This window comes from Actinomadura sp. 1N219 (assembly GCF_044326405.1).
In the GTDB taxonomy this organism is placed as follows: Bacteria; Actinomycetota; Actinomycetes; order Streptosporangiales; family Streptosporangiaceae; genus Spirillospora.
In genome coordinates this window covers 337,819-353,712 of sequence record NZ_JBIRAY010000008.1, presented here as the reverse complement: position 1 = coordinate 353,712, position 15,894 = coordinate 337,819, and the positions used below count along the sequence as shown (strand labels likewise).

Genomic DNA, 15,894 nt, shown 5'->3' with positions numbered 1-15,894 from the left:
TCATACGCCTGTTACCCACGTTTCCGGACGATCAGACGGCGCCGGGAACCATCTGGCGCATCCGGACGTCATCGATATATCGTTGTCGTATCGCGAGAGGTCATAGAGAGCTCTCAGAAGGTGGTGCAGAACATGGGTCACATGCATGGGCGCGGCCCTTGGGGCGACTTCCCCTTCGGCGCGCTGTTCGGCGGCGGCCACGGGCACGGCCCCTTCCCGGGCCCCTGGGGCGGGCCGCGCCCGCCCTGGGCGCGCGGGCGCGGCGGGCCGTGGGGGCGGGGCGCCAAGGCGCGCAAGGGGAACGTCCGCGCGGCGATCCTCGTGCTGCTCGCCGAGGAGCCGCGCAACGGCTACCAGATCATCCAGGAGATCAACGAGCGCAGCGACGGCGCGTGGAAGCCGTCCCCCGGCGCGGTCTACCCGGCGCTGCAGCAGCTCGCGGACGAGGGCCTGATCGCGGGCGAGGAGGCCGGCGGGCGCCGGTCGTTCCACCTGACCGACGAGGGCCGCGCCTACGTCGCCGAGCACGCCGACCGGCTGGCCGAGCCGTGGGCCGAGATGACGCCCGAGTACGGCGAGGGCGTCCCGGAGCTGTTCAGGCAGGCCGCGCAGACGGGCGCCGCGGTGATGCAGATCGTCCACTCCGGCTCGCCGGAGCAGGTCGACCGGGCCAGGGACGTCCTGTCGGACGCGCGGCGCGACCTCTACCGAATCCTGGCCGACGAAGACACCGACACCGACAGTGGCGACGACGACGCCGGGCCGACGGCCGCGGGAACCAGGGAGTGATCATGGCACGCCAGGATGAGATCCGGATCGGCGACGCCGAGCGCGACGCGGTGATGCTCGCCCTGCACGACCATTTCGCGGCGGGCCGTCTCGACACCGCCGAGCTGGACGAGCGCCTCGACGCGGTGCTGTCCGCCAAGACGCGCGGCGACCTGCGCGCGCACGTCCGCGACCTGCCGCCGCCGACCGGGCTGCCCGAGCCGGAGAAGGCGCCCGACGTCCCCTGGCAGCAGGGGGCGGCCGTCATGTTCGGCGGGCCGGGGCATCCCGCGTGGCGGCACCGTCACATGCGGCTCCATCCCCACCGCCACGGGCCGCACTTCAAGGCGTTCCCGCTGATGCTCGCGGTGTTCCTGGTGCTGGCGTTCACGGTCGGGCCGGGCGCGGGGTTCCTCGCCGTCCTGCAGATCGCGCTGGCCGTCTGGGTCATCCGCGCCGTCGTGCTGGCGGTCGGGGTCCGCCGGTCCCGCACCCGCGCCTGACGCGGGCGCGGGGCTCAGCGCAGGCCCGCGTCGCGGGCGACGAGCCCCGCCTGGGTGCGGTTGGCGCAGCCGAGCTTGTCGAGCAGCCGGGACACGTGGCCTTTGACGGTGGCCTCGCTGAGGTGGAGGCGTCCCGCGATCTGCGCGTTGGACAGGCCCTCGCCGAGGCAGGCCAGCACCTGCGTCTCCCGTCCGGTGAGGCCGCCGACGAGGGCCCGGGTCCGGTCGCGGTCGGACGCGCGGGCGTCCGCCGTGCCGAGCAGCCGCATGGTCGCGGCGGCCGACATCACGGTGTGCCCGTCGGCGGCGACCCGGACGAGCTTCACCAGGTCCTCCGGCGGCGTCGACTTCAGCAGGAAGCCCGCCGCGCCCGCCCGCAGCGCCCGGATCACGTACTCGTCGGCGTCGAACGTCGTCAGCGCGACCACGGCGGGCGGGGAGCGCAGCGCGGCGATCCGCTCGATGGCGGCGAGGCCGTCCACGCCCGGCATCCGCAGGTCCATGAGCACCACGTGCGGCCGGTACCGGACGACGGCCTCCACCCCGGCGGCCCCGTCGTGCGCCTCCCCCACCACCTGGACGTCGTCGGCCGCGCCGAGGATGGTGCGCAGGTGCGCGCACACCATCGGCTCGTCGTCCACCAGCAGGACCGTGATCACGGCTTCGCCACCGGGACGTAGGCGGGCAGGGACGCCTCGACGCGGAACCCGTCCAGGTGCGGGCCGGCGGTGAACGTCCCGCCGATCAGCTCGACGCGCTCGCGCAGCCCGGCGAGGCCCATGCCGGACCCGCTGGCCGCCAGTTCGGCGTCCGGTTCGCCCGGCGCGGACGCGTTGCGGACGGTCAGCGTCACGCCGTCGACGCGGTAGCGGACGTCCACCTCGACGGCCGCGCCCGGCGCGTGCTTGCGGGCGTTGGTCAGCGCCTCCTGGACGACCCGGTACGCGGTCCGTCCCACGGCGGGCGAGGCGGGCGGCGGGTCTCCGTGCTCGGCCAGCTCGACCGGGACGCCGACCGCCGCCGACTCGGCGACCAGCGCCGACAGGTCGGGCAGCGGACCGGAGTCCGCGGCCGGGGCCGCCGCCGCGGGGTCGCGGCGCAGCAGGCCGATGACGTCGCGGAGCTCTTCGAGGGCCAGGCAGCCGGTGCCGCGCAGCTCCTCGGCGGCCTCGCGGGTCGGGTCGTCCTTCGCCCGGACGCGCAGCGCCCCCGCCTGCAGAACCATCAGCGTCACCCGGTGCGCGACGACGTCGTGCATCTCGGCGGCGAGCCGGGCGCGCTCCTCCGCGCGGGCCCGCTCGGCCAGCAGGTGCCGCTCCCGCTCGGCGCGTTCGGCCCGCTCGGTGAGCGCCTGGACCACGCGGCGGCGGGCGGCGGCGTACATGCCGATCAGCGCCGCGACCGCCACGGCGACCACGCTGCGGAACACCAGCGCCTCGATGCTGTCGGTCTCCTGCGACGAGAACTGCCGCATGGCCGTGCCGGGCAAGACGTCGCCGAGGGCGCCGACGGGGAGGAGCAGCACGGCGACGGGCAGCGCGCGGATCCAGACCGGGCGGGCGCCGTCGCGCGGGAACGCCATCGCCGCGTAGGCGGCGAGCGGCGCGGTCGGCGGCCACCACACCGGCGGGCTGAGGGCGTGGTCGGCGTCGACGTGCAGCAGCGTCCCCGGCGCGGCCTGCTCGACGGCCCAGACCAGGGCGGCGAGGGCGGCGGTGATCCACGCGACCGTCATCGGGGCGCGGCGCCGGAACGCCAGTGCGAGCGCGGGCACCAGGAGAAGCGCCATCGTGGCGCCGCCGTGCGGGCGGACGATCGTGCCTCCGTCCGCGCCCAGGCTCAGCGCCACGCCGGCCGCGACGACGAGGGCGTCGGCGGTCAGGTCGCGGGACCGTCCGGGCGGGAGGAGCCGCGCGATCGCGGAACGCGGCGAGGGCAGGTGCACAAGAACACGGTACGCACCCGGATGGGGCCCGCGACCCCTACGAAAGTCGCGTCCCGGAGGCAGTTCGTAGGGCGCGGACACGACGACCGGCGCTGCCGGGCGGGGGTCCGTCCGGGCTGGAATCGGCGGCATGATGTTCAAGCTCGTGCTCCGCGGCCTCGTCGCGCACCGTGCCCGCCTGCTGCTGTCGACGGTCGCGGTGGTCGCCGGCGTCGCGTTCGTCGCCGGGACGCTGATCTTCTCCGCCACGCTGGACCGCTCGTTCGACCGGGCCTTCGACGACCTGGGCCGCGGCACGGACGTCGTCGTCCGGACGGACCGGGCGTTCGAGCCGGGCCTCGGTGAGCGGGCGTCGGAGCGTCCCGTCCCGGAGCCGGTGCTGGCCGCCGTCCAGGGCGTGGAGGGGGTGGAGAAGGCGCACGGCGTCGTCACCGGGTTCGCCGCCGTCGTCGACCGGCGCGGCGAGATCGTCGGCGCGGAGCCACAGGCCGGGGTGGCGTGGGACGGCGACCCCGACCTGTCGCTCCCCCGCCTGACGTCCGGGACGCCGCCCGCCGCGCCGGACGAGATCGCCGTCGACGTCACGACCGCCGCCGACGCCGGGTACCGCGTCGGCGACCAGGTCAAGGTGGCGCTCACCTCGGGCACGCGCGCGTTCCGGCTGACGGGCCTGTTCGAGGTGGGCGACTCGGCGCTGAGCGACCAGCTCTCGATGACGGCGTTCGCGCCGGAGACCGCGCGGCGGCTGCTGTCCGACCATCCCGGAACGTATGCGCGGATCGTCGTGCACGGGGACGACGGCGTCCCGCAGGAACGGCTCCGGGACGCGGTCGCGGCCGCCCTCCCGCCCGGCGTCGAGGCGATCACCGGGCGGGAGGCCGTCGACGAGCAGGCCGCGTCGTTCACCGAGATACTCAAGGCCCTGCGGACGTTCCTGCTGGTCTTCGCCGTGATCGCGGTGTTCGTCGGCTCGTTCATCATCTTCAACACGTTCGCGATGCTGGTGAGCGGGCGGGTGCGGGAGCTGGCGCTGCTGCGCGCGGTCGGGGCGTCGCGCGGACAGGTGACGCGGTCGGTGCTCGGCGAGGCGGCCGGGGTCGGGCTGGCGGGCTCCACGCTGGGCCTGGCGGCGGGCGCGGGCGTCGCGGCCGGGCTGGCGCGGCTGATGACCGTCGTCACGGGCGGCGAGGAGCTGCCGTTCGGGACGCTCGTGATCCCGGCCTCGGCGGTGATCGCGTCCTACGGGGTGGGGACGCTCGTCACGCTGGCCGCCGCGTTCGTCCCGGCGCGGCGCGCGTCGCGGATCCCGCCCGTGGCGGCGCTCCGCGAGGGGAAGGCCGCGCCGCGTCCGCTGCGGGGGCGGGCGGTGTGCGGCGGCGTCGCGCTCGCGGCGGGCGGCGGCCTGGTCGCGGCCGGGCTCGCGGCGGACGGGACGGCGGCGCTGACCCTCGCCGGGGCGGGCGCGATGGCGCTGTTCGCTGGGGTGGTCGTGGTGTCGCCCGTGGTCGGCCGTCCGGTGATCAGGGTGCTGGCCTGGCCGTTCGCACGGTTCGGCGGGAGTTCCGGCCGGATGGGCGGGCGGAACGCGCTGCGCGACCCCCGGCAGACGGCGGCGACCGCGTCCGCGCTGACGATCGGGCTCGCGCTGATCGCGACGGTGTCGGTGATCGTCCAGTCGATGGCGACGTCGGTGGACCGGCAGCTCGACGCGGGCCTCACCGCCGACTACCAGGTCACCGGCCGGAGCCAGATCACGCCGGTCGCGGCGGAGGCGGCGGGCGCGGTGGCGGGGGTGGGCGGCGTGCGGTCGGCGATCCCGATCCGGACGGCGCGGTTCGAGCTGGCCGGGTCCGTCCGGACGGCGGCGGCGGGTTCGCCGGGCGAGCTGCTCGGCCATTTCCGCCTGCCGCTCCAGGAGGGGACGCCGTCCGCGCGCGGGGACGCCCTGCTCGTCGGCCGCAGCGTCGCGACGTCGCAGGGCTGGCGGGTCGGCTCGACGATCAAGGGCCGCTACCAGGACGGGACGCGGCGGACGTTCCGCATCGCGGGGATCTACGCCGACCGGCCGTCCGTCACCCCGTCCGCCCCGTCCATGATCATCGACTGGGCGGGCTACCGGACGCGCGACCCGGACGCGCCCATCGACCGCATCGAGATCAACGTCACGGATGCCCGCAGAGGCGCACTGGAGGCGGCGCTCGCCCCCTGGCCGAACCTGGAGCTCAAAGACCGCGCCCAGGTGAAGGACGACGCCGCCGGGGACATCGGCCTGTTCCTCAACCTCGTCCTCGGCCTGCTGGTGCTGTCGGTGCTGGTGGCGGCGCTCGGCATCGTCAACACGCTCGCGCTCGCCGTCACCGAGCGGACGCGGGAGATCGGCCTGCTCCGCGCCGTCGGGATGCAGCGCCGCCAGCTCCGCCGGATGATCCGGTACGAGGCGGTCGTGGTGTCGCTGTTCGGCGCGGCGGCCGGGGTCGGGACGGGCCTGGTCCTCGGGATCGTCCTGCAGCGCGTGATGGCGGACGGGGACGGCGGCATGGAGGTCCTCGCGATCCCGTACGGGACGCTGGCGGTGTGCGTCGCGGCGGCCGCGGTGATCGGGGTCGTCGCCGCCGTGTGGCCCGCGCGCCGCGCCGCCCGCATGAACATCCTGGAAGCGATCGCGAGCGAATAGCGGGGTCAGGCGGCCATCCGGGTGCAGCGGTCGGGGACGGCGTCGTGCAGGGCGCGCAGCGCCCGGACGATCAGCGGGTTGCCGCGGCTGCCGCGCCGCACGCAGGTCAGCACGCGCCGCCTCGGGACGCCGTCGCCGCTCAGCGGGACCCGGACGACGGGCTGGTCGGACGGCCCGCCCGCCAGCCGCGGCACGAGCGACACCCCGAGCCCGTTGGCGACCAGCGCCCAGATCACCGACCAGGTGGTGGCGTTGTGCGCGATGCGGGGCGTGAACCCGGCGGCGGCGCAGTACGCCATGACCTGCTGGTGGTGGGCGCAGCCTTCGGGCTGGACGCTGATCCACGCCTCGTCCGCCGCGTCCTCCAGCGAGACGCCGGCGCGGAGGGCGAGCGGGTGGCCGCCGGGGACGATCAGGTCGAGGGCCTCCTCCAGCAGCGGCTCCCGGTCGAAGCGCGGGTCGCCGGGCGGCGGCGCGTCCGGGGTGGGCTCGATGACGGCGATGTCGGTCTCGTCGGCGGCGAGCAGCCCCATCGCCACGTCGGTGTCGCATTCGCGGATCTCGACGGCGAGGCCGGGGTCGGCCCGCTTCAGCGCGCCCGCGGCCGGGGCGATCAGCCCGCCGACCGCCGTCGTGAACCCGCACATCCGCAGCGGCCCCACGGCCCCGGCGCGATGCGACTCCAGGTCGGCGAGGGTCTCCTCCCACTTGGCGAGCAGCCCGTCGGCGTGCTCGACCAGCAGGTGCGCGGCCGGGGTGAGCTTGACCTTGCGGCCCTGCGGCTCCAGCAGCGGGACCTTCAGCTCCCGCGCCAGCTCGCGCAGGTGGTGCGAGACCGCCGACGGGGTGAGGTGCATCGCCTCCGCCGCCGACGTGACCGTCCCGAACTGGTGGACGAGCCGGAGCATGTGCAGCCGCCGCAGATCAATCATGTAACCATCTTGCACGATCCAGTGCGGAAACCTGAAATGGACGGAAACGTTCGGCCGGTTGCAGACTGGTGTCATGGATCAGCAGAGCACGACAGTCTCACGGCATCTGACCAGCGACGGCATCGTGGTCTGGACCCGCTGCGCCTGCGGCCGGCTCCGGATGGACCTCGTCCCGACGGGCGGCGGGCGAGGGCTCGTCGCCGGTCCCTGCCCGCACTGCGCACGGGTCAGCGGTCCTCAAGGGTGACCTCGTAATGGAGCGTCTGGTAGTGCTTCATCTTGTGGAAGAGCGGCACCGCGAACCCCTGGAGGAAGGGGTGCTTTCGGGCCAGCAGCTTCCGGATCGGCCGCGCCTCCTCCACCGTCAGCAGCCGGGCGCGGCCGTGCACCGCCGGGCCGGTGACCTTCCCCTTGGAGGTGCTCGGCGCGATCTCGATCTCGGGGTTGCGGGACAGCCGCTTGGCCTTGAACGCCTTGTCGTAGGTGCGGAAGTAGGCGTGGTCGCCGCGGACGACGACGCTGACGGGGGTCCCGACCGGCGTCCCGTCCTTGCGGTAGGACGTCACCTGGACGGTCCGCTGCTTCTTCAGGCTCTCTAGAGTCGGTGCGTCATTCATGCCCATGAGACGGGCGCACGGCGCGCGAATGTGACATCAGCGGGAGCGGAGCGCCGCGGCTTCGGCGGCGAGCTTGCGGACGCGGTCCCAGTCGCCGTCGCGGACGGCGTCCGCCGGGGTGAGCCAGGACCCGCCGACGCAGCCGACGTTGTCCAGCGCGAGGTACTCGGCGGCGTTCCCCGGCCCGACGCCGCCGGTCGGGCAGAACCGGATCTGCGGCAGCGGCCCGTAGAGCGACTTGAGGTACGGGATCCCGCCCGCGGCCTCGGCGGGGAAGAACTTCATCGCCGTGACGCCGTCCTCCAGCAGCGCGAGCGCCTCGGACGCGGTCGCGACGCCCGGCAGGAACGGCAGCCCGGTCGCGACCATCGCCGCCTGGAGCCGGGACGTGCGGCCGGGGCTGACCAGGAACCGGGCCCCGGCCGTGGCGGACCGCTCGGCGTCCTCCGGCCGGACGACGGTCCCCGCGCCGACGACCGCGTCCGGGACCTCCGCGGCGATCCGCGCGATCGCCGCCGGGGCGGCCGGGGTGCGGAGCGTCACCTCGATCACCGGGAGCCCGCCGTCCACCAGGGCGCGGGCCAGCGGGACGGCCGCGTCGGCGTCGTCCAGCACCACGACGGGGATGACGGGCGCGAGGTCGAACAGGTCGGCGGCGATCATGCGATCTCCAGTTCGGGCAGGCTCTGCGCGAGCCGCGTCACGGCCCCGGCCAGGGCGGGGCCGGGGTGGACGATCAGCGCGGTCGGGATGCCGCGCATGTAGTCCTCGACGGGAGGCTTCCCCTCGAAGCGGGCCCGGAACGCGCTGTCGCTGAGCACGTCCGCGATGCGCGGCAGGATCCCTCCGCCGAGGTAGACGCCGCCTCGGGCGCCGAGCGTCAGGGCGACGTTCCCGGCGAGCGACCCGAGCATCGCGCAGAACGTCAGCAGCGTCTCGTGGCAGCGCGGGTCGTCGCGGCGCTCGGTGATCTCCTGCGCGGTGAGCGGTTCGGCGGACGTGCCGTCGAGCGCGGCCAGGTACCGGTGGATGCGGGTCAGCCCGGCCCCGGACAGCAGGTGTTCGGCGTTGGCCGCGCCGCGTTCGGCGCGCAGCAGCCGCGTGATCTCGATCTCCCGGTCGGTCGCGGCCGGGACGTCGACCTGGCCGCCCTCGCCGGGCAGCGGCAGCCATCCGGACGGCGTCGGCACGAGCCCCGCCACGCCGAGCCCCGTGCCCGGCCCGACCACGGCCAGCGGCGCGCCGGGTTCCGTCGGCTCGGCGTCACCGACTGGGACGAGGTCGCCGATCGGGACGAGGTCGTCCTGGCCGAGGCGCGGGAGGGCGAGGGCGAGCGCCTCGAAGTCGTTGATGATGTCCAGGTGGGGCACGCCGAGGTGGGCGCGCACCTCCTCGCGGGTGCCCTTCGGCCAGCCCGCGTTCGTCAGGTGGTACGTCCCGCCCGTGACCGGCCCGGCCACCGCCAGGCACGCGGCGGACGGCCGGACGCCCGGCGCGTGCTGGGCGAGGTAGGCGGCCGCGGCCTCGGCGAGACCGGCGTGCTCGCGGGTGGGGAGGGAGTGCGCGCGGGACGGGGCGCCGTCCGGGCCGTCCACCAGCGCGAACCTGGCGTTCGTGCCGCCGACGTCCCCGACCAGCCACGGACGCGCGGCCGTGCTGCCGCCGCTCACGACGCCGCTCACGCGAAGACTCCCGCGCCCTGCTCGGCCGGGCCGACGGCGGCGCGGAACGTCCGGAACAGCTCGCGGCCGGTCCCCCACGTCCCGTCCGGCGGGGGTGCGGCGGCGGGCTCGCGGGCCGCGAACTCCTCGTCCGGGACGAGGACCTCCAGCACCCCGCCGTCCGCGTCGAGCCGGACGACGTCGCCGTCGCGGACGCGGGCGAGCGGCCCGCCCGCCGCCGCCTCCGGCGACACGTGGATCGCGGCGGGCACCGCCCCGGAGGCGCCCGACATGCGCCCGTCCGTGACGAGCGCGACGCGGTGCCCCCTGTCCTGGAGGACGGACAGCGGCGGGGTCAGCCGGTGCAGCTCGGGCATCCCGTTGGCGCGCGGCCCCTGGTTGCGGACGACCGCGACCACGTCCCGGTCGAGCTCCCCGGCGGCGAACGCGTCCTGGAGCCGTTCCTGCGAGTCGAACACGCGGGCCGGGGCCTCGATCGTCCGGTGCTCGGGACGCACCGCCGACACCTTGACCACCGCCCGGCCCAGGTTGCCGCGCACGGTGTGCAGGCCGCCGTGCGCGTCGAACGGGTCGGCGACGGGACGCAGCACGCCGGTGTCGCCCGACGCGCGCGCCACGTCCCGCCACTCGACCATGCCGCCGTCGAATTCCGGCGCCTTCCGGTACGCGGCCAGGGTGTCGCCGCCGACCGTCCTCGCGTCCTCGTGGACGAGCCCGGCGTCGATCAGCTCCCCGATCAGGAACGCGGTGCCGCCGGCCGCGTGGAAGTGGTTCACGTCGGCGGTCCCGTTCGGGTAGAGGCGCGTGAGCAGCGGCGTGACCTTGGACAGCTCGTCGAAGTCGTCCCAGGTCAGCTCGATGCCCGCCGCCGCGGCCATCGCGACCAGGTGGAGCGTGTGGTTGGTGGAGCCGCCCGTGGCGAGCAGCGCGACGACCCCGTTGACGAACGCGCGCTCGTCCAGCAGTTCACCGATCGGGAGGTAGCCGTCGGCCAGGTCGGTGAGCTGCAGGACGCGCCGTCCGGCCGCCTCGGTCAGGGCGTCCCGCAGCTTCGTGCCCGGCGGGACGAAGCTCGCGCCCGGCAGGTGCAGGCCCATGACCTCCATCAGGAGCTGGTTGGAGTTGGCCGTCCCGTAGAAGGTGCAGGTGCCGGGCGAGTGGTAGGACGCGGCCTCGGCGGCGAGGAGCTGCTCGCGCCCGACCTCCCCGGCCGCGAACCGCTTGCGGACCTTCGCCTTCTCCCCGTTCGGCAGCCCGGACGCCATCGGCCCGGCCGGGACCAGGATCACCGGCAGGTGCCCGAACGACAGCGCCCCGATCACCAGCCCCGGGACGATCTTGTCGCACACGCCGAGCAGCAGCGCCCCGTCGAACATGTCGTGCGACAGCGCCACCGCCGTGGCCATCGCGACCACGTCCCGGCTGAACAGCGAAAGCTCCATCCCGGCGCGGCCCTGGGTGATGCCGTCGCACATCGCGGGCACGCCTCCGGCGAACTGCGCCGTCCCGCCCGCCGCGCGGATCGCGGCCTTCAGCAGGTCGGGGTAGTCCTTCAGCGGCTGGTGCGCGGACAGCATGTCGTTGTACGCCGACACGATCGCGATGTTGGGCGCGACGTCGCCCCTGAGCCACAGCTTGTCCTGGACGCCGCACGCCGCGAAGCCGTGGGCGAGGTTCGCGCAGCCCATCCCGCCGCGCACCGGGCCCTCCGTCCGGGCGTCGCGGATTCGGCTCAGGTAGGCGCCGCGCGGTCCGGCGCTCCGCTCGGCGACGCGCCGGGTCACTTCCGCCAGCACGGGATGTACGGCCATAGGACGCTCCAGTCCAGGGGGATCTCCAGATCGTCAAGCTACCGAGACATAGGTAACCAACACAACCCGACTTATGAACACACACTTACAAAAGTCTGGATCTTGCACGAACTGGACGTACCAAAGCGGCGCGTGCTTGACTGGCCGGATGCCGTTGCCGCGCCCCGGGACCCGCCCGTCCACCAGCGGGGACGTGCTCCGCCTGATCCGGGAGGACGGCGTCGCCACCCGCGCCGGGCTGGGGCGCATCACCGGGCTGTCCCGGCCCGCCGTCGCGTCCCGCGTCGCCGACCTGATCTCGCGCGGCCTCGTCACCGAGCGCGCCGACGGCCCGTCCACCGGCGGGCGCCCGCCGGCCCGCCTGGAGTTCAACGCCGCGGGGGGCGCCGTCCTCGTCGCGAACCTCGGCCAGTCCCGCGGCCAGCTCGCCGTCTGCGACCTCGCGGGCACGGTCCTCGCCCGCGCCGACGGCCCCCCGGCCGAGGTCTCCCCCGGCAAGACCCTCCCCCGCCTCCTCGACGAGTGGACGTCGCTGCTCGCCCGCTCCGGCCTGGACGCGTCCACCGTCCGCGGCGTCGGCCTCGGCGTCCCCGACACCGTCGAGCACGCCGCCGGACGCTGGGACGGCATCGACGTCGGGCCCCCGATCTCCGCCCACTTCGGCGTCCCCGCCTACCTCGACAACGAGGTCAACGCCGCCGCGCTCGGCGAGCACCAGGCCCACCCCGGCGTCGACGACCTGCTGTTCGTGAAGGTCTCCACCGGCATCGGCGCGGGCCTGGTCAGCGGCGGCCGCATCCAGCGCGGCGCGCTCGGCGCGGCGGGCGAGATCGGCCACGTCCCCGTCCCCGCCCCGGTCGAGGCGCCGTGCCGCTGCGGCAACGTCAACTGCGTCGAGGCCATCGCTGGCGGCGCCGCCCTCCTCGCCCGCGCGGGGGCGAGCGATCTTTCCGGCCTCGCCGCGCTGGCCCGCTCCGGCGACCCCGCCACCGTCGCGCTCCTCCGCGACGCCGGACGCCGCATCGGCGAGGTCGTCGCCACCGCCGTCAACCTCCTCAACCCCGCCGTCGTCGTCCTCGGCGGCGACCTCGCGGGCGCGGACGCGCCCCTCATCGCGGGCCTGCGCGAGACCGTCTACCAGCGCTCCACCGCGCTCGCCACCCGCGACCTCCGCATCGAGCCCAGCCGCCTGGGCGAGCAGGCGGGCCTCAGGGGCTGCGCCGCGATGGTCCTGGACCGCATCCTCGCCCCCGAGATCATCGACGCGTCCTGACGGCCGCCGTCGCCCGGCGCCGCCCTGGGCCGCAGCTTCCGGAAATCGTCCGGATTTCTCCCCTACAATCAGTCGATTGGGCGTTACGGAGGGGGAGGTCTGCCGGTGAGCGATGAGCACCAGCCGGGATGGGTCCTCGATCCCGATCGCCCCAGCGTGGCCCGGATGTACGACTACTACCTCGGCGGCAAGGACAACTTCTCCGCCGACCGCGAGGCCGCGAACCGGGTCATGGCGGCGATCCCGAGCGCGCGGGAGATCACCCGCGCCAACCGCGGGCTGCTGTCCAGGGCCGTGCGGATGATGGCCGGGCTCGGCGTGCGCCAGTTCCTCGACATCGGCTCCGGCCTGCCGACGCAGGAGAACGTGCACCAGGTGGCCCAGCGCGCCGCCCCCGACTCCCGCGTCATCTACGTCGACAACGACGCGATCGTGCTCGCGCACGCCCGGGCGCTGCTGGCCGACAACCCGCTCACCACGGTCGTCGAGGGCGACCTGCGCGAACCGGAGGGCATCATCGACCATCCGGACGTCAGGGCCCGGATCGACTTCGACCGGCCGGTGGGGCTCATCCTGCTGGCCGTCCTGCATTTCGTCCCGGACGAGGACCGTCCCGCCGAGATCATGGCGAGGCTGCGCGGGCCGCTGGCCCCCGGCAGCCATCTGGCCATCTCGCACGCGTACGCGGGCGGCGTCTCCCAGGACATCGAGGCCCAGGTGCGCTCCGCCTACGACGGGACGGGGCCGGGCTGCTTCATCCCGCGGGGAGTCGACGAGATCAGGACGTTCTTCGAGGGCACCGAGCTGGTCGGGCCTGGCCTGGTCCAGGTGGCCGACTGGCGGCCGGAGGGCGAACCGGACCGGTCCGACATGTCCCAGCCCGGCTTCCTCGCCGGCGTCGGCCGCGTCGTCTGACGGCCCGGCGCTCAGCGGCTGTCGCGCCTCGCCTGCCTGCGGGCGCCCTTCGCCCTGGTGGCCGCATGCCTCCGGCTCAGCGCGGGGTCGGCGCTGGTCGGCCTGCGGCGGGCCGTCGTCTGGGACGTCCTCGGCGCGGCCTCCGGAGGCCCGGCCCCCGGCGGGACGCTCCCTCCGGACCTGGCCGCCTCGATCCGCTCCGCCTTGAGCTCGGCCGCGCTGCGCCGCGCCGCCCGCGCCAGGTACCAGCTCACGCGGGCGAGCGCGTCCTCGAACACCTCCGCCTTCCCCGCGTTCCGGACGTTCTTCGGCCGCGCCTTCCCCCGCCCCCCGTACTTCCCGACCCGCTCGCTCGCGGTGCGCCGGTACAGCTTGCTGTACTTGTCGCGGGCACGCCTGATCCTCGTGTGCAGATCGACGAGCCCGTCCTCCTCCATGCCGGCGAGCTCCCCGCTCCCGGTCTCCCGGACGAGGGCCTTCTCGTCCTCGTTCAGCGAGTTGAGCAGCGCCTTCATCAGCCCTCCAGACGTCCGTGATCTCCATCGAGCGTCGCACGCGCACCCCCAAAAGGGGGCACGAGAACACCCCAAGAAACCGCAACCCGGACAGACTCCCTCTCAGGACGCGTCGCGGCGGCCGGTGGCGTGGCGGCGGCGCGCGACCAGCGCCCAGGCGAGCGGCACGGTCCCGGCGGCCAGCGCGACGACCGCGCCGGGGAGCAGGAAGCCGAAGCGCAGGCCGATCGAGGCGTGCGCGTCCACGCCGGAACGGCCGTCCATCCGCATCACGACCACGGACCAGGCGCCGCCGGTCTTGTCCCACGTGACGGTGCGCGTCCCGGTTCCCGCGGAGCTGACGACCCAGAACCGCTGCTGCGACGGCGGCGCGGCGGCCGTGTCCGCGCCCGGCAGCCGCTGGAACACCGGCTTGAACGGGCTGAGCCGCGCCGACACGAACTCGTCCCGCGACACCCCGCGCAGGTAGCGCTCGACCTCCGCCTTGGGCCCGACCCCCACGAACAGCGGAACGCCAGGGTCGGCCGGCCGGACGACGATCTTCACCTCGGCGAGTTCGCCGACGTCGGGCATGGGGTTCCCGGCCCGCGCCGTCTCGGCCCCCACCTCGATCTCGTCGGTCTTGAGCGCGACGGCGGACGTGCCGAAGCGCTGCTCCGAAGTCGCGAACGACCCGCCGGACTCGGCCTGAAGCGCCGCTCCGGCGGCGAGCCCGGCCCCGGTGAGCAGCAGCGGTCCGGCGGTGAGGGCGACGACGAGCGCGCGTCTCATGACGACTCCTTATTTAGTACGACCGTGCCATCACGAGGAATGTAACACAGCTGTGCTATAAAAGTCCCATGCCGAAAGTGGTGGATCCGGCCAGGCGCCGGCAGGACGTGGTCGCGGCGGTGTGGCGGGTGGTCCGGCGGGACGGCCTGGACCGGGCGTCCGTCCGCAATGTCGCGAAGGAGGCGGGCCTGTCGGCCGGCTCGCTGCGGCACTACTTCGCCACCCAGCCCGAGCTGCTGGCCTTCACCCTCCGGACGATCATCGAGCGGATCGAGCAGCGGATCGCCGCCGTCCCGTCCACGGACGCCGATCCCCGCGACCGCGCCGCCCGCGTCCTGAACGAGCTCCTCCCGATGGACGCCGAACGCGCCGCCGAGAACCACGTCTGGCTCGCCTTCACCGCCCGCGCCCTCGTCGACCCCGACCTGCGCGCCCTGTGCGAGGAGGCTCACGCCACCATGCGCTCCGGCTGCCTGGCCCTGGCCCGTTCCCTGGCCCCGGAGTCGGACACGGAACTAGAAGCCGACCGCCTCCACGCCCTGGTCGACGGCCTGGCCGTCCACGCCGCCCTGCACCCGCGCACCACGACCCCGGACCGAATGCGCGCCGCCGTATCCACCCACCTCAACGACCTTCACCACCGAGCCACCCACTCGTCCGCCTGACTCGGGCCGATGTCGCAACGGACCTGGGCAAAATGAAACGCCGCCAGGCTCAGGCCACCGCACGGCCTCCGCGAGGCGCCGTCTCGGCGTGGCGTAGAGCCGACAGGACTGTGTCCTCGGTCGAGTGCACTTCTGGGAAGAGCTTCTCCGGATCGGTGTGAAGCTGATAGTCCCAGACAACTCCGTAGATCCCGAATGTGACGACCGTCAGCAGCACATGGACCCCGAAGCCGCGATGAAGGTCCGGCACGGGCTCGAAGGTCACGCGGTACTGGACGATTCCGAGGCGCAGCCAGATGTCGCTCAGCACGTCGTCGAAGTCCTGCTCCGTGAGCTGGATCTCCCACCAGAACCGCATCATCCGGTACGTGGCGATGAACCAGTAGACCCCGAGCGTGATGAAGCTCAGAAAGACCGACAGCCCGGCGTTGATCGGCCGATGCTCGTCCTCAAACCGGTCATTGACGTACCGCCGCAGGTCATCGAGCTGTCCTCTGACTTCGTGACCACTACCGCTCTGCTCGGCGAACTGCCTGGTGGCCTCGATGACAGCGCCGTGGTAGTGGAGACGACGGTCCCGGAAGAGGTCTGCACGCTTAAGCCGCCGGTAGAAGACCACGATGGTGTAGATGCCGAGGGTGACCCAGGACAGCAAGAAGAAGTAGACAGCCCAATCGACCAACTTCTGGTCTGTGGTCCGCCTCTCATGCACATAGCGATCCACCCGTTGAACCGCTGGCAGTGGCTCCATCGGTCCTCCCTTCAGGCAACGCGAAATGCACGAAGGGAGCACGGTGACGGACCGCTATCGGCCTCTTAACCA

At 74.2% G+C, this 15,894-nt stretch carries 16 protein-coding genes; 6 read left to right on the top strand and 10 right to left on the bottom strand.

Translation table 11 applies throughout. The features are described 5' to 3' along the window. The first annotated feature begins 132 nt into the window (after positions 1-132). Both ACH35V_RS25330 and ACH35V_RS25325 read left to right on the top strand, forming a co-directional pair. Positions 133-789 carry a PadR family transcriptional regulator gene (locus ACH35V_RS25330; protein WP_395975570.1) on the top strand — a complete coding sequence of 219 codons (657 nt, stop codon included), beginning with the start codon at positions 133-135 and terminating at the stop codon, positions 787-789. A 2-nt stretch (positions 790-791) separates the two neighbouring features. Beyond that, positions 792-1,271: a DUF1707 domain-containing protein gene (locus ACH35V_RS25325; protein WP_395975568.1), complete on the top strand. Its 480-nt coding sequence runs from the start codon at positions 792-794 to the stop codon at positions 1,269-1,271. A 14-nt stretch (positions 1,272-1,285) separates the two neighbouring features. Here the strand turns inward: ACH35V_RS25325 and ACH35V_RS25320 are convergent, their stop codons facing one another. Together ACH35V_RS25320 and ACH35V_RS25315 are read right to left on the bottom strand one after the other, a co-directional pair. Further along, positions 1,286-1,930, bottom strand: a complete 645-nt coding sequence (locus tag ACH35V_RS25320; RefSeq protein ID WP_395975566.1) for a response regulator — start codon at positions 1,928-1,930, stop codon at positions 1,286-1,288. Beyond that, positions 1,927-3,216, bottom strand: a complete 1,290-nt coding sequence (locus ACH35V_RS25315) for a sensor histidine kinase (RefSeq protein WP_395975564.1) — start codon at positions 3,214-3,216, stop codon at positions 1,927-1,929. Before ACH35V_RS25315 ends, ACH35V_RS25320 begins: the two co-directional genes overlap by 4 nt. Before the next feature lie 130 nt (positions 3,217-3,346). Here ACH35V_RS25315 and ACH35V_RS25310 point away from each other — a divergent pair, with 130 nt between their 5' ends. Beyond that, complete coding sequence (locus tag ACH35V_RS25310) at positions 3,347-5,890, top strand: ABC transporter permease (RefSeq protein ID WP_395975562.1); 2,544 nt, start codon at positions 3,347-3,349, stop codon at positions 5,888-5,890. A gap of 5 nt (positions 5,891-5,895) precedes the next feature. On the opposite strand, the gene ACH35V_RS25305 is transcribed toward ACH35V_RS25310, so the two are convergent. From ACH35V_RS25305 to edd, 5 genes are all read right to left on the bottom strand, one after another. Next, the gene (locus ACH35V_RS25305) at positions 5,896-6,822 is read right to left on the bottom strand and encodes a LysR family transcriptional regulator (protein ID WP_395975560.1); all 927 of its coding nucleotides are present in this window, start codon (positions 6,820-6,822) and stop codon (positions 5,896-5,898) included. Positions 6,823-7,049: 227 nt separating this feature from the next. After that, positions 7,050-7,439: a PPOX class F420-dependent oxidoreductase gene (locus ACH35V_RS25300; protein WP_395975558.1), complete on the bottom strand. Its 390-nt coding sequence runs from the start codon at positions 7,437-7,439 to the stop codon at positions 7,050-7,052. Positions 7,440-7,475: 36 nt separating this feature from the next. After that, complete coding sequence (eda, locus tag ACH35V_RS25295) at positions 7,476-8,102, bottom strand: bifunctional 4-hydroxy-2-oxoglutarate aldolase/2-dehydro-3-deoxy-phosphogluconate aldolase (protein ID WP_395975556.1); 627 nt, start codon at positions 8,100-8,102, stop codon at positions 7,476-7,478. Continuing rightward, positions 8,099-9,121 (bottom strand): glucokinase, encoded by a 1,023-nt coding sequence (gene glk, locus ACH35V_RS25290; protein ID WP_395975554.1) that lies wholly within the window; start codon positions 9,119-9,121, stop codon positions 8,099-8,101. Before glk ends, eda begins: the two co-directional genes overlap by 4 nt. Next, on the bottom strand, positions 9,118-10,932 hold the full coding sequence (gene edd / locus ACH35V_RS25285) for a phosphogluconate dehydratase (protein ID WP_395975552.1): 1,815 nt from the start codon (positions 10,930-10,932) through the stop codon (positions 9,118-9,120). The genes glk and edd overlap by 4 nt, the downstream gene beginning before the upstream one ends. A gap of 148 nt (positions 10,933-11,080) precedes the next feature. Between edd and ACH35V_RS25280 the strand changes: the two genes are divergently transcribed. Continuing rightward, positions 11,081-12,205, top strand: coding sequence for an ROK family protein (locus ACH35V_RS25280; protein WP_395975550.1), 1,125 nt, complete (start codon positions 11,081-11,083; stop codon positions 12,203-12,205). A 105-nt stretch (positions 12,206-12,310) separates the two neighbouring features. Further along, complete coding sequence (locus ACH35V_RS25275; RefSeq protein ID WP_395975548.1) at positions 12,311-13,120, top strand: SAM-dependent methyltransferase; 810 nt, start codon at positions 12,311-12,313, stop codon at positions 13,118-13,120. Positions 13,121-13,131: 11 nt separating this feature from the next. Here ACH35V_RS25275 and ACH35V_RS25270 read toward each other — a convergent pair whose 3' ends face one another. Together ACH35V_RS25270 and ACH35V_RS25265 are read right to left on the bottom strand one after the other, a co-directional pair. Further along, entirely contained in the window at positions 13,132-13,635 is a 504-nt protein-coding gene (locus tag ACH35V_RS25270; RefSeq protein ID WP_395975546.1) for a hypothetical protein, read from the bottom strand. Between the two features lie 102 nt (positions 13,636-13,737). Beyond that, on the bottom strand, positions 13,738-14,406 hold the full coding sequence (locus tag ACH35V_RS25265) for a hypothetical protein (protein ID WP_395975545.1): 669 nt from the start codon (positions 14,404-14,406) through the stop codon (positions 13,738-13,740). A 68-nt stretch (positions 14,407-14,474) separates the two neighbouring features. On the opposite strand from ACH35V_RS25265, the gene ACH35V_RS25260 reads away from it, so the two are divergent. Continuing rightward, complete coding sequence (locus tag ACH35V_RS25260) at positions 14,475-15,071, top strand: TetR/AcrR family transcriptional regulator (RefSeq protein WP_395975543.1); 597 nt, start codon at positions 14,475-14,477, stop codon at positions 15,069-15,071. A gap of 49 nt (positions 15,072-15,120) precedes the next feature. Here ACH35V_RS25260 and ACH35V_RS25255 read toward each other — a convergent pair whose 3' ends face one another. Continuing rightward, on the bottom strand, positions 15,121-15,822 hold the full coding sequence (locus ACH35V_RS25255) for a DUF4234 domain-containing protein (protein ID WP_395975541.1): 702 nt from the start codon (positions 15,820-15,822) through the stop codon (positions 15,121-15,123). Positions 15,823-15,894: the final 72 nt, after the last annotated feature.